The following is a 13,720-nucleotide window of genomic DNA, read 5'->3' as shown; positions in this document are numbered from 1 at the left end:
CGATGCCTCCTTTTTTCCGTTGCGAAAGGAGTGTTCGAAATGAAAGGAATTTATATTCACATCCCGTTTTGTCATCAGATATGTCATTACTGCGATTTTAATAAAGTATTTTTCAAAAACCAGCCGGTCGATGAATATATTGAATCGATTGGCATGGAATTTGCCATAATGAAAAGAGAAGGTTTTACATTTGCTAACGTTGAAACCGTATTTCTTGGCGGCGGAACACCAACGTCATTGTCTGTGAAACAATTAGATCGATTGCTGGCGATTATTAATGAGTACGTCGAAGTTTCTTCATTAAAAGAATTTTCTACTGAAGCAAATCCTGACGAGTTGACATTCGACAAATTATTGGTGTTGAAAAATGGGGGCGTCAATCGTTTAAGTATTGGCGTCCAATCATTTGATGAAGATTTATTGAAAGCCATCGGTAGAACGCATGATCCGCATGACGCAATCCGTGTAGTGAATGAAGCACGGAAAGCCGATTTCACAAACATTAGTATTGATCTTATCTATGGATTGCCGAACCAAACGCGAGAACAGTGGGAAGACACGTTAAACAAGGCTACAGATTTAGAGCTGCCGCATTACTCGGGTTACTCATTAATCGTTGAACCAAAAACCGTATTTTATAATTTAATGAACAAAGGTAAATTACCTTTGCCAGGTGAAGACATGGAAACAGTAATGTTTGAAATGCTAATCGAACATATGGAAAGCAAAGGTCGTATGCGGTATGAGATTAGCAATTTTGCCCGACCTGACTACGAATCGATACATAATCTGTTATATTGGGAAAATGAAACATATGCAGGAATTGGTGCTGGCGCACATGGCTACGTTTCGGGAAACCGGTATTCCAATATTGGTCCGATTAAGCGGTATATGGAGCAGGTAGGTAATGGCATTCGGCCGATTCAACAATCTCATATCGTGACCCCCGTGGAAGCGATGGAAGAAGAAATGTTCCTTGGTTTACGAAAGACAGACGGAATTTCAACAGCCTTATTTCATGAAAAGTTCGGACAATCTTTAACTAGTGTCTACGGAGAAACAATTCAAGCTCTAATAGATAAGGAATTGATCGAAGTAAATGGCGATAGAGTCCAACTGACTCGAAACGGAGTTTTTAGAGGCAACGAAGTATTTCAACAATTTTTAGCGTAACTTCGAGTCAATTCGTTGACAGCGACAATTCCTTTTGATAAATTATGAGTAGTATTAGCACTCTCTCTTGATGAGTGCTAACAGGAGTGATGATCATGTTGACAAACAGACAGTTACTCATTTTACGACTGACGGTCGACGATTTCATTAAATCCGCACAGCCTGTCGGTTCTCGGCAACTCTCTAAGAAACCTGAGGCACCTTTTAGTTCAGCGACAATTCGTAACGATATGGCTGATCTTGAAGAGTTGGGGTATCTTGAGAAAACACATACATCTTCAGGCCGCGTTCCATCTGAAAAAGGATATCGATTTTATGTCGATCATCTTTTGAAAGAGGAAAAACTAAATCGAGAAGATAGCAATCAGCTGCGTTCTATTTTTCAAGAGAAAATAATGGAAACCGAAGAGTTAATACGGAAATCTGCAACAATTCTTTCCGATTTAACGAATTATACTTCCATATTACTCGGCCCGGATTCGTCAATGCATGTCGTAAAGCGATTTTCGATTGTGCCGCTTGACAAAGATACCGCAGTCGCTATTATAGTGACTGATAATGGTCATGTTGAAAACCGTTTATTTAATGTCCCAACAGGCTATACAGCTTCGGATATTGAAAAAATGGTCAACATATTGAATGAACGTTTAATTGGTACGCCGCTAATTCATCTTCAAAAAACACTAGTTCAAGAAACGAAAATGATTCTTGAACGCCATATTGATAAAGCGGGAGAACTGTACGCTTCTTTTCAAGAAGCGATTGCAATCGCACCTGAGGAACGTTTGTATTTCGGTGGAAAAATGAATATGATGACTCAACCTGAATTTAATGATGTCCATAAAATGAAAATGTTTTTGGATCTTATTGAAAAAGGAGCACCAAGGGCGACATTTTTTAATGATGTCCGAACAGGGATTGCCGTCAGAATAGGTTCCGAGAATAACCATTATGCGATGGACGATTTCAGTGTGATTACAGCAACATATTCAGCGGGTGAAATAATGAAGGGATCAATTGCAATCGTTGGTCCGACTCGTATGGATTATGGACGATCAGAAGAAGTAATAGAAGAGAATGAAGAAGTTGTTGAATCTTCCGACAACGAAGAAGTTGAGACACCCGAAGAGGAAAAAGACGAAGTTGAACAATTAAAAGAACAAATCGAAGAGGAACAGAACAAATATCTTCGATTACTAGCTGATTATGACAACTTTAGACGAAGAGCCACACTTGATAAAGAAGCTCTTCAAAAATATAAATCTCAAAACGTCTTAACTAATTTAATACCTGTCCTTGACAACTTCTCGCGGGCTATTGCCGTAGAAGCCAAATCAGATGAAGCGCGCACGATGATGGAAGGAATGGATATGATTTACAGGTCACTCGTTGATGCTTTAAAATCAGAAGGTTTGGTTGAAATTGAAGCGGTTGACCAGGAATTTGATCCAAACTATCATCAAGCAATTATGACAGGAAATGAAGAAGATAAACCATCGGGCGTCGTTCTTGAAGAAATGCAAAAAGGCTATATACTAAAAGATCGAGTGCTTAGACCTTCGATGGTTAAAGTGAATGAATAACTAATTATAACTATTATGTGATTATTCTAGGAGGAAATTGATTATGAGTAAAATTATCGGTATTGACTTAGGTACAACAAACTCAGTAGTAGCAGTATATGAAGGCGGAGAGCCGAAAGTAATTCCAAATCCGGAAGGTAACCGTACGACTCCATCAGTTGTTTCATTTAAAAATGGTGAAAGACAAGTTGGGGAAGTTGCAAAACGTCAAGCGATTACAAATCCTAATACAATCATGTCCGTAAAACGTCATATGGGTTCGGATTTCAAAGTAAAAGCTGAAGATACTGAATACACGCCACAAGAAGTTTCTGCTATGATTCTTCAATATATGAAAGGTTATGCAGAAGAATATCTTGGAGAAAAGGTTACAAAAGCAGTTATTACAGTTCCAGCATACTTTAGTGATGCACAGCGACAAGCTACACAAGATGCGGGTAGAATTGCTGGGCTAGAAGTCGAACGTATCATTAACGAGCCAACTGCAGCTGCACTTGCTTATGGACTCGATAAAACTGATGAAGACCAAACAATTCTAGTTTATGACCTCGGTGGTGGAACATTTGACGTTTCTATTCTAGAGCTTGGAGACGGTGTATTCCAAGTACTGTCAACAGCTGGAGATAACAAACTAGGCGGAGACGATTTTGACGATGTAATCATCGATTATCTTGTTCAAGAATTCCGTAAAGAAAATGGCATTGATCTTTCTCAAGACAAAATGGCGATGCAACGTTTGAAAGATGGCGCTGAAAAAGCGAAGAAAGATCTTTCAGGTGTAACATCAGCTCAGATTTCATTACCATTTATTACAGCTGGAGAAGCTGGTCCATTACACTTAGAAGTTACGCTGTCACGTGCGAAATTTGATGAGTTAACAAGTCACCTAGTAGAGCGTTCAATGGTTCCAACACGTCAAGCAATGAAAGACGCGGGTCTCTCTGCATCTGAAATCGACCGTGTAATTCTTGTAGGTGGATCAACACGTATTCCAGCAGTACAAGAAGCGATTCAAAAAGAAACAGGAAAAGAAGCATATAGAGGCGTTAACCCGGATGAAGTTGTCGCAATGGGTGCTGCAGTTCAAGGTTCAATCCTAAGCGGTGACGTGACAGACGTTGTTCTACTAGACGTAACGCCACTTTCACTTGGTATTGAAACAATGGGTAACGTGTTCACGAAGCTGATTGAACGCAACACAACAATTCCAACAAGTAAATCTGAAGTATTCTCGACTGCTGCAGATAACCAACCAGCTGTTGATATTCATGTTCTACAAGGTGAGCGTCCAATGGCTGCTGACAACAAAACGCTTGGCCGTTTCCAATTAACAGACATTCCACCAGCACAACGCGGAGTTCCACAAATTGAAGTTACATTTGATATCGATAAAAACGGTATTGTTAACGTTAAAGCGAAAGATCTCGGTACACAAAAAGAACAAAACATTACAATTCAAGCGAGCTCTTCACTTTCGGACGAAGATATCGAACGTATGGTGAAAGAAGCAGAAGAAAATGCTGAAGCAGATAAAAAGCGTAAAGAAGAAGCGGACTTAAGAAACGAAGCGGATCAGCTGATTTTCCAAGCTGAAAAAACTGTTAAAGATCTTGGTGATAAAGTTTCTGAAGAAGAAACTAAAGAAATCGAAGATGCTTCTGCAGAGTTGAAAACAGCTTTAGAAGAAAATAACTTCGAAGACGTTAGCACTAAGAAAACAGCACTAGAAGAAATTGTTCAAAAACTAACAATGAAACTATATGAACAAGCAGCAGCGGAAGCGCAAGCTGCCGAGGGCGCTGAAGGTGCCGGAGAAGCAGAGGACGATGTCGTTGATGCGGATTTCGAAGAAGTAGATGAAGACGAGAAAAAATAATTAACTAGTTGACGGAAAAGTCAAAGTCCGATATTCCGGCTTTGACTTTTTCATTTTTTATCGATAATTGTTCGTCTACGTATAAATTTAAAAGCATGTTACAATAGCAACAGGAAATGTTTTTGGGAGAGTGAAATGATGAGTAAGAGAGATTATTATGAAGTGCTCGGTGTTTCGAAATCAGCGACAAAAGATGAAATTAGACGCGCTTATAGAAAGTTATCAAAAAAGTATCACCCAGACCTAAATAAAGCAGCAGATGCGGAAGAGAAGTTCAAAGAAGCAACCGAAGCATATGAAACCTTAAGTGATGAATCTAAAAAAGCGAATTATGATCAATTTGGTCATGCGGGTCCAAATCAAGGATTCGGCGGCGGTGGTTTTGGCGGTGACGGTTTTGGATTTGAAGATATATTCAGTTCGTTTTTCGGAGGTAATACACGTCGACGAGATCCGAATGCACCAAGAAAAGGTAATGACTTGCAATACACGATGACCATTGATTTCATGGAGGCTGTATTCGGTAAGGAAACTGAAATTGAAATACCGAAAGAAGAAACATGCGGGAATTGTAATGGATCAGGTGCTAAAAAGGGTACTTCTGCGAAAACCTGTACGCATTGTAGCGGAACTGGTGAAATCAGTATAACCCAAGACACACCACTTGGTAGAATGGTTAATCGTAGAGCCTGTCATCACTGTGAAGGTACAGGTAAAATCATTCCAGAAAAATGTTCAACATGTCACGGTTCGGGTAAAGTAAAGAAAATGAAGAAGATTAAAGTTTCAATTCCCGAAGGTGTGGATGATGGTCAACAATTGCGTGTTTCAGGGCAAGGGGAACCAGGCGAAAATGGCGGACCATCAGGTGATTTGTATATTGTATTCCGCGTAAAAGCGCATGAAAAATTTATTCGTGATGAAGATGACATCTATTTAGAACTAGGGTTATCCTATCCACAAGCTGCACTTGGCGATGAAATACAAGTGCCGACTGTTCATGGAGATGTCAATTTAAAAATCCCAGCCGGAACGCAAACCGGAACTAGATTTAGATTAAGAGGCAAAGGCGTGAAAAATGTTCATGGCCGCGGTATTGGTGACCAACATGTTGTTGTAAAAGTTGTCACGCCTAAAAAAATGTCAGAAAAACAAAAAGAATTAATGCGAGAATTTGCAGCAATTAGCGGCAATAGCCCAGAAGAATATTCTAGTTCACTTTTCGATAAAATTAAACGAACAATCAAAGGCGAATGAAGGAGATGAAACAATTTGAAATGGTCAGAAATAGCTGTTCATACAACACATGAAGCAACGGAATCTGTAGCGAATATTTTGCATGAAGCCGGGGCAAGTGGTGTAATTATCGAGGACTCGGAAGAGCCGGATCGAATTCGGGAGGATCAATTCGGAGAAATCTATGAACTTGATAAAGAGGATTACCCTGCGGATGGCGTAATTGTAAAAGCATATTTACCTGTTAATAGTTTCTTGATCGAGACGATGAGCGAAATCGAACAATCTATTGCTGAACTTCCAGGTTTCGGTCTAAACGTCGGACGTAACGAAATTAAAACATCAGAAGTTGACGATGAAGACTGGGCGACAGCATGGAAAAAATATTACCATCCTGTTAAAGTTTCTGGCCGTTTTACAATTGTTCCAACTTGGGAAGAATATAATCCTGTAGCCTCTGACGAATTAATCATCGAACTTGATCCTGGTATGGCTTTTGGAACAGGAACGCATCCAACAACCGTTTTATGTATCCAAGCTTTAGAGAAATATATCAAAACGGATGATATCGTAATCGATGTTGGGACTGGATCAGGTGTATTATCAATTGCGGCTGCGATGCTTGGAGCAAAAAAAGTTGAAGCGCTCGATTTAGATTATGTGGCAGTTAAAGCTGCAATGGAAAATATTGAATTGAACAAAGTTGAGAAAATAGTCGAGGTAACACAGGGTAATCTTTTAGAAAAAGTCGATAGTAAACCAAATCTGATCGTAGCGAATATTTTGGCGGACGTTATCATGTCCTTTTCAGCTGATGCTGCTTCAATCTTGCAAGAAGACGGTCTCTTTATTGTTTCGGGTATTATTGGAGAAAAACGAGACGAAGTAAAAGATGATTTAGTTAATAAAGGTTTTGAAATAATAGAATCAGTCTTAATGGAAGACTGGGTCGCAATTATTGCTAAGAAAAAGGGTGTGTAACGCAGTTGCAACGCTATTTTCTTAACGAACCATTTGATGAAAACGGGATAGCAGAAATCACCGGAGAAGACCGCAAACATATCGTTCATGTCATGCGTATGGGCGTTAACGATAAACTTATCGCGGTTTCGGCTGGTGAAGCCTATCCTGCTTTGATTACTAAAATAGGCACGGATTATGTTGTTATCCAAAAGCATGGGGTAGCACTTTCAAAAAATGAACTACCAGTAATGATTACCATTGCATCCGGATTAGCTAAAGGTGATAAACATGATTTAATCGTTCAAAAAGGTACAGAGCTCGGTTTATTTTCCATGATTCCTTTTAAAGCGGAACGATCTATCGTTAAATGGGATGATAAAAAAGGTGGCAAGAAAATTGAACGACTGCAAAAAATTGCGAAACAAGCAGCAGAACAATGTCATCGAACCGTCATCCCTAAAATTGAACATCCGAAAACATTGCGCCAGCTTATAGCAAGCTCGGGTGACTATGATGTGCTTTTATTTGCAGATGAAGAGGATGCAAAGAGTACAGATCCACATCGAACACGGGACCGAGTCAGTGGCATAACTGATCAACAGAAAGTGCTAATCGTCTTTGGACCGGAAGGCGGAATTTCTAGAACAGAATCAGAGGAATTACTTTCAGCGGGTTTTCTTCCAGTGGCACTCGGACCGCGTATTTTACGTACCGAAACAGCACCACTATATTTTCTATCGGCTATCTCTTATGAATTTGAATGAAAAGGTGACTACCTTGTCAACCGTTGCATTTCATACTTTAGGATGTGCGGTAGTAAACTTAAATATGATTGCGTCTGAAACCTTTGGCAATAAGGGATTAGAAGCCTGGCAAAAACCACTTAAAATCAACATTTTAAGTGGTTTTTTCATTGTAATTATTGAGCGTCATAGTAGATTGAACTATTTTCAAAACTAGCCTGCGCTCGATTAATTAGGTCAATAGTTTATAAACGTAAGCGTACAATAGCCCCCATCTTACTATAGATAGGGGCTTGCTGTATCATTTTGATAACTGGGATTTATACGAATACCTGAAGAAACTTTTTGCAGATGTAAGCGGAATATAGTAAATATATGAAGTAATCAGTGTGAATGACCAAAAGATGCACTTGTTTTAAAATTCGGTCTTTCATTATTTTAGCTCATTGCCGCTTCTTCGTTTTCTAATTATTATGTCTTTCTAGCGGTGTCAAGGGTTTGTTTGCAAGTTCATGATCAAACTCCCTTGATAAATTCTTCCTAGCTGCTTGCTCATCACTAGCGTTACCACTTGAATTGTTCTTCGGGCTGTTGCTCACTAAATACACCTCCTCGACTTTAGTTTGCCACGTGGTGTCTTTAGTATGCATATCTGTTAAATCTTACATATAAAAAGCTGCTATCTAATCGTTGCATTGGCTTAGACGAACGAGCTTTAGGATGAAGAAATCATTCAACATGCAAGTGAGGATGCTACTTCAATATTGAACGGTAACTATGAATATCATTCTAGATGGTTATTGTCGTGACACTAAAGAAGTAGCCTTCTAGTAAAGAATGATTCTATATTGCAGAAATTTTGAAACAACCATACGGTGAATTTTTAGTAGACTTGTGTCATCAAAGTATTTGCTGGTAGTTTTTTTGGTTGTATTTTAACGTCTGTTTGATATGGTGGTGGAAGGATGGTTATGGAGGGAATTATGACAAACATCAAAGAATTAGCTGGGCTTTTAGTTTTGGGTTTATTTTTCAGCCTTTTCACTTGGATAATGATCGATACTTATCTGGATGAGTACGATTTAGCTTCAATTCAATCAGCAGAAGCGACAGTCATTGATAAAACAGCAAGCAAAGGGTTATTCACCCCTCCTACCTATTTTGTTAGGGTCGAACTCGCCGGTGGAGAAGAGATTAAATATCGCAACCGTGTTTCCAAAAGTCAGATAGAGAACATTGAAATTGGCGATACGATTAATGGTTATTTGACAGGTGCTACGACCTTTTCGACACTTCGCGATATACTCATTGATAGCTTTTATTACTTTATTGCCATTATCGTTTTTGCGTTTATCTCTTTCTGTTTGCTTGTGGCCTTTTTCTTCTCCATTCCTGCATTGGAGCGTTTAGAAGAGAAAGTAACCTCTAAGCGATTTGAAAAATGGAAAAGAATGAGGAAAAAGAAACGAAAGAAAAAGAATCGACAGAAAAAAGTAGATTCTAGACAAAGGGCTTGGAGAAATGCAGGTATTGTCATTGTAATTTTTCTATTCATTGCCCAGAATTTTGTAGTGAACCTGATTCGAACAGTACAGCCATTCGGAAAGACAAAAACGGAAGCTACTGTCGTTGACCGATTCGAGTATACGACCTATCGGCGATACGAAGACTCGATTTGGGAATTAACCATCTCTTATAAAAATCATGCGGGCAGAACGATTGAAATGGCCAAAGACGTAACGCGGCACACTTATCCGCAATATGGAATAGGGAACCAACTACCGATTAGCTATCGAAATGCCGATTTGTATGATGTGTTTGTGCGAGGGAATTCTATATGGGATTATCTTCTGTTATTTACTTACAAGGAATTGCTTGTTTATCTTGGTTTGATTGCTGTAAGTGCATTCGTTATTTGGGCTTTTCTCGATAATCATAAAGACAAAAAAAGGTTTTGGCAAAAATTTAAAAGGAAAGGCGATAAAAAGTAAGGTAGGGAAATGGATAGGATGCGGACATACTGGTTTAACCATGCATGTCTTTTTTGAATATTCCATGCATGTGCAAGAAACTGTTATGACAGTTTTAATAAATGCGATTTGTTTTTAGCGTAGTGGATAGTCAATATAGCAAGTATATTTACTTAAATATGTAAGTCTAACGTTATCCTTTTGATCAACTGTTTCCCATAGTGCATTTTCAAGAATGACAATATCATCAACTTTTACAACTTGCCTTCGGTTTATCAAAGCCTTCGCTTGAAGCACAGAGAGAGACTGTTTAAATCGTCTGTCAGATGGACGGATTCTTCATCACGTAATTCATTACGGATTTTTGAAAGCGTGTCATAAACCTCATCGGGAATTGTAACCATGTCAGTAAAAAACTGAAGTTGAAACAACTCATCCATTGTCATAGACCGAAAATTTACCCGACTGGATGATTTATTAATTTGGAGAGAAAACGAATGAATGGTTAACTGAACAAAAGACAGGTCCCGCGAAACTTATTCGACCCCGTTTTCGGGGTCGAATCATATTATTATCAATATTAATTTACTGCAGAATAAGTTTTTCGAATTTGTGGACATGTTCATGTTGTTTTAAAACCAAGTAAAGAAGCATGCATTGTTTGAATGAATGCAAATCGATATTCAATAATTGTTGCAGTTGTTGCAACCTGTATGACAGAGTATTGCGGTGAATGTACAGTTTCCTTGCGGCTTGGCTCATGTTCAATTGTTCTTCGCAATAGACAAGGAAACTTTTGATGAGTGCAGTTCCATTTGGATGACTGTTTAGTTTTTCAATGTAACTATCAAGCGTTTGTTTAGCAGGTAGTTTTATTTCCTCAACAAGGGCAAGAGATAGTAGATTCCAATCGTCGATGGAGACAATTGATTGTTGGAAGTTATTCCTTCTAGCAATCACCAAAGCTTTCCTCAATTGTTCATAGGACTGTAGAATTGCCCCTATTGTTGAGGAAGATCCGCTATATGATAACATAAACTTGCTGTCCAAATCTCTGTTTCTTAAAAACATCCTTAACGAATCGGATGCATAATTTAATCTTTCTTTTAATGAAATCATATCATCTGAATTGACATGTTTTAAAATTAGCCATTGCCCCGTCGTTAAGGGGGCAACGATATCCTGTTCATTATCAATAAATAACTTTGTTAAGCATAAGAAAAGATCCTGTTCTGTTTGGTTAAACGTTTGTGAATTTTCGTTAGAAGGAGTTTGATCAATTCTGAACGGGATATCCAATAAAATACAGCACCTTGATACCCCTAGTGCGAATCCGTGCATTTCACAATAGTTTTGAATTCTTCTGAAGTTCTCATCATCCTTATAAATTAGAAGACGTTGAATAAAATCGCGAATCGTTTCCATTTGAGAGGCAACTATTTTAGAACGGAAATTTTTTATTAGAAGCATTTCAATATGGGATTGGACAAATTTTACGTACCGTTCGACTGTCGCAGGGTCACCTATCAGTCCAAGTACACCGACTGTTTCTTGTTGGAAGCTTAGAGGGGCAGCAATTCCTGGTAAGACGTTGACAAGTCCAGCAGTTTGTTCTTTCGAGAAGAACATGATTTTACCTGACTTGGTGACTTCCATAGTAACGATGTGATGCGAACCAAGTCGGTTAATGTCCGTACTTCCTATAATCATTCCCGTTTTATCTGTGATACTAATCGGAATGTCTAGTATTGAAGAAAACTGTTCTACGATTGATTGTGCATAGTGCCCAATGTCTGGCAATTCCATCCCTCCTTACTTTAATTCCACATTTACAATTAATTGTATTTTCAGAAGACTATCTATTTATTATTATACCAGAAGATTGTGCACATTGGACATTTTCTTTAGAATTTATGAGCGTATAATAGAAGAAAGGTTAATTCAGTTGATGGGAGGAAAATCATATGTTGGTGTTGAGTGGGAAAGATCAAATGAATTTAGCGGATATGAAAGAAATTTTACAATGTGTAGAAGTGGCTTTGAAAGAGTTCTCCGCATCAAATACGGATACGCCAATTCGAACGATTCTTCCGTTTGGCAAAGAGAGTTCTGGAGTCATTATGCCGTCAGTTGCGGAAGGTTTACATGCAATGGGACTAAAGTATGTGACAGTTGTACCGACTAATAAGGACCTTGAAAAAAAGGTGATTCATGGGGTTGTTTTACTTTCGGACATAACAACGGGGGAGCCGCTTGCATTACTAGAAGGGTCTTATTTGACACTCATTCGAACAGGGGCATTGTCGGGTGTTGCAACAAAATATTTAGCGCGTCCAGACGCCAAAATCTTAGGGATTATCGGTACTGGAGAACAGGCGAAAGGACTGTGTGAAGCGATTCTAGCGGTGAGGGATATCGATACAATCTATCTATACAATCGAAGTGTAGGGAAGGCAGAAGAGTTTTCGAAATTTATGGAAAGCAAGTTTCAAAAGGAAGTTGTTATTTGCAAAGATCCAAATGAACTTGTTCGAAAATCGGACGTTCTTGTCACGGCTACAACTTCGATGTCGCCGGTGTTTTCGGATAATTTACAGCCGGGGATCCATGTAAATGCAGTCGGCTCATTCCGACCCACAATGCAGGAGCTACCGACATCTGCTATTTGCGATGCGTCTAAGGTGGTTGTTGAAGCAAGAGAAGCGGCATTGGAAGAAACAGGGGATTTACAAATCCCGATACAAGCGGGTGTGTTTTCTGAATGTGAAATTCACGGGGAACTTGGGCGAATTGTAAGTGGAGAACTAGCGGGAAGAGAAAATGAGCAGGAAATAACAATATTTAAATCGGTCGGACTTGCCATCGTCGATATTGTCGTTGCAAAATACTTTTACGATAAAGCGTGCAAAAATAAAGTCGGGGTTACTGTTGATTTATCGTGAAATATCCGGAGACAGACTATATTTTTTGAGAGGAGAATAACAACTTGAAAAAAGCAGATATCATTATTGTTGGTGGGGGAGTAATGGGTTCAAGTACTGCTTATTCATTGCGTAAGAATGGCTTTGAGGGGAGTATTCTCGTTTTTGAAAAAGATCCAACGTATGAATATTCATCGACAGCGCGAAGTGCAGGCGGTTTCAGACAATTATATTCAACGTCTATCAATATTCAATTAAGCCGGTTCAGTTTAGAGGTATATAAAAACTTTGCAGATGATATGGAAATTGATGGAGAAAAAGCTGAAATTGATTTCAAACAACGAGGTTATTTATTTTTAGCGACTGAACAGATGTTGCCTGCATTTACAAAACAACTTGCGTTGCAAAATAAGCTTGGTGTTCCTTCTGAAATACTTTCATCCGTGGATTTAACGAATATTATACCGGAGCTGGAAATAGGTGACCTTATAGGTGGATTGTACTGTAAAGAGGATGGTTATCTTGATCCGCACTCTGTCATGCAGGCTTATCGTAAAAACGCGCAAGCAATGGGAGTAGAGTATATTTCTGCAGAGGTCGCTTCGTTAATTGCGGAAGGTGGACGAATGACTGGTGTTCAATTAGTTGATGGGACAACTTATTCCGCACCAATTGTTATTAACTGTGCAGGTGCTTGGGGAGCTGAGTTAAGCGGAGCGATTGGATTGCCATTACCGGTTGTGCCACTGAAACGTCAAATGTACATCTTTGATTCTACTAAAAAATTAGAGAAAATGTTACCGCTTACAATTGATCCGACGGGGGTCTATTTCCGCCACGAAGGTGATAAAGTATTAGCTGGATTTTCGGAAGATGTGAAACCCGGTATTGACTTTAATTGGAAACGATCATCATTTGATTATTTATGGCCCATCTTGGCGCACCGAGTCCCGAATTTCGAAAGACTCAAATTGGAATCGGGTTGGGCTGGAATGTATGACTATAATACGGTGGATCAAAACGCCATTATCGGAGAACATCCATTAATGGAAGGTTACTTTGTTGCACTTGGATTTAGCGGTCATGGAATGCAGCAGGCGCCCGGGGTAGGGCTTGGATTGGCTGAGTTAATTTGTAAAGGGAAATATGAAACGCTAGATTTAATGCCACTTCGTGTGGAACGATTTGCAGAAAATGATCTAGTGTTGGAAGATGCAATTGTGTAACTACCGGGCATATGAATTTTATTCACAAA

The 13,720-nt window shown here is 39.0% G+C and carries 12 protein-coding genes and 1 pseudogene; 10 read left to right on the top strand and 3 right to left on the bottom strand.

The window, feature by feature from the left end; translation table 11 throughout:
- Positions 1 to 39: 39 nt before the first annotated feature.
- From hemW to J4G36_RS05840, 7 genes and pseudogenes are all read left to right on the top strand, one after another.
- Positions 40 to 1,173 carry a radical SAM family heme chaperone HemW gene (gene hemW, locus J4G36_RS05865; RefSeq protein WP_210469111.1) on the top strand — a complete coding sequence of 378 codons (1,134 nt, stop codon included), beginning with the start codon at positions 40 to 42 and terminating at the stop codon, positions 1,171 to 1,173.
- A 95-nt stretch (positions 1,174 to 1,268) separates the two neighbouring features.
- Positions 1,269 to 2,228, top strand: a pseudogene (gene hrcA / locus J4G36_RS18930) (heat-inducible transcriptional repressor HrcA); the annotation flags it as partial.
- Positions 2,214 to 2,756 carry a nucleotide exchange factor GrpE gene (grpE, locus tag J4G36_RS18925; RefSeq protein WP_483315889.1) on the top strand — a complete coding sequence of 181 codons (543 nt, stop codon included), beginning with the start codon at positions 2,214 to 2,216 and terminating at the stop codon, positions 2,754 to 2,756. The pseudogene hrcA and the gene grpE, both read left to right, overlap by 15 nt.
- A 43-nt stretch (positions 2,757 to 2,799) precedes the next feature.
- Complete coding sequence (gene dnaK, locus J4G36_RS05855; protein WP_210469109.1) at positions 2,800 to 4,632, top strand: molecular chaperone DnaK; 1,833 nt, start codon at positions 2,800 to 2,802, stop codon at positions 4,630 to 4,632.
- A gap of 138 nt (positions 4,633 to 4,770) precedes the next feature.
- Positions 4,771 to 5,889 (top strand): molecular chaperone DnaJ, encoded by a 1,119-nt coding sequence (dnaJ, locus tag J4G36_RS05850; RefSeq protein ID WP_210469108.1) that lies wholly within the window; start codon positions 4,771 to 4,773, stop codon positions 5,887 to 5,889.
- Positions 5,890 to 5,904: 15 nt separating this feature from the next.
- On the top strand, positions 5,905 to 6,849 hold the full coding sequence (gene prmA / locus J4G36_RS05845) for a 50S ribosomal protein L11 methyltransferase (RefSeq protein ID WP_210469107.1): 945 nt from the start codon (positions 5,905 to 5,907) through the stop codon (positions 6,847 to 6,849).
- A gap of 5 nt (positions 6,850 to 6,854) precedes the next feature.
- Positions 6,855 to 7,595: a 16S rRNA (uracil(1498)-N(3))-methyltransferase gene (locus J4G36_RS05840; protein ID WP_210469106.1), complete on the top strand. Its 741-nt coding sequence runs from the start codon at positions 6,855 to 6,857 to the stop codon at positions 7,593 to 7,595.
- Between the two features lie 443 nt (positions 7,596 to 8,038).
- Here the strand turns inward: J4G36_RS05840 and sspO are convergent, their stop codons facing one another.
- Positions 8,039 to 8,173 (bottom strand): small acid-soluble spore protein O, encoded by a 135-nt coding sequence (gene sspO / locus J4G36_RS05835; RefSeq protein ID WP_368668727.1) that lies wholly within the window; start codon positions 8,171 to 8,173, stop codon positions 8,039 to 8,041.
- A gap of 384 nt (positions 8,174 to 8,557) precedes the next feature.
- Between sspO and J4G36_RS05830 the strand changes: the two genes are divergently transcribed.
- The gene (locus J4G36_RS05830; RefSeq protein WP_210469104.1) at positions 8,558 to 9,565 is read left to right on the top strand and encodes a hypothetical protein; all 1,008 of its coding nucleotides are present in this window, start codon (positions 8,558 to 8,560) and stop codon (positions 9,563 to 9,565) included.
- Between the two features lie 114 nt (positions 9,566 to 9,679).
- On the opposite strand, the gene J4G36_RS18455 is transcribed toward J4G36_RS05830, so the two are convergent.
- Together J4G36_RS18455 and J4G36_RS05820 are read right to left on the bottom strand one after the other, a co-directional pair.
- Positions 9,680 to 9,841, bottom strand: a complete 162-nt coding sequence (locus tag J4G36_RS18455; RefSeq protein ID WP_368668726.1) for a hypothetical protein — start codon at positions 9,839 to 9,841, stop codon at positions 9,680 to 9,682.
- Between the two features lie 288 nt (positions 9,842 to 10,129).
- On the bottom strand, positions 10,130 to 11,344 hold the full coding sequence (locus tag J4G36_RS05820) for a sugar diacid recognition domain-containing protein (protein ID WP_210469103.1): 1,215 nt from the start codon (positions 11,342 to 11,344) through the stop codon (positions 10,130 to 10,132).
- Positions 11,345 to 11,508: 164 nt separating this feature from the next.
- Here J4G36_RS05820 and J4G36_RS05815 point away from each other — a divergent pair, with 164 nt between their 5' ends.
- Both J4G36_RS05815 and J4G36_RS05810 read left to right on the top strand, forming a co-directional pair.
- A complete protein-coding gene (locus tag J4G36_RS05815) occupies positions 11,509 to 12,486 on the top strand; it encodes an ornithine cyclodeaminase family protein (protein WP_210469102.1) in 978 nt (325 codons plus the stop codon).
- Between the two features lie 44 nt (positions 12,487 to 12,530).
- The gene (locus J4G36_RS05810) at positions 12,531 to 13,691 is read left to right on the top strand and encodes an NAD(P)/FAD-dependent oxidoreductase (protein ID WP_210469101.1); all 1,161 of its coding nucleotides are present in this window, start codon (positions 12,531 to 12,533) and stop codon (positions 13,689 to 13,691) included.
- Positions 13,692 to 13,720: the final 29 nt, after the last annotated feature.

The sequence above is a fragment of the Sporosarcina sp. 6E9 genome (assembly GCF_017921835.1).
Lineage (GTDB): Bacteria > Bacillota > Bacilli > Bacillales_A > Planococcaceae > Sporosarcina.
The sequence above is the reverse complement of the archived record's forward strand: the minus strand, read 5'-3'. Positions and strand labels throughout refer to the sequence as shown.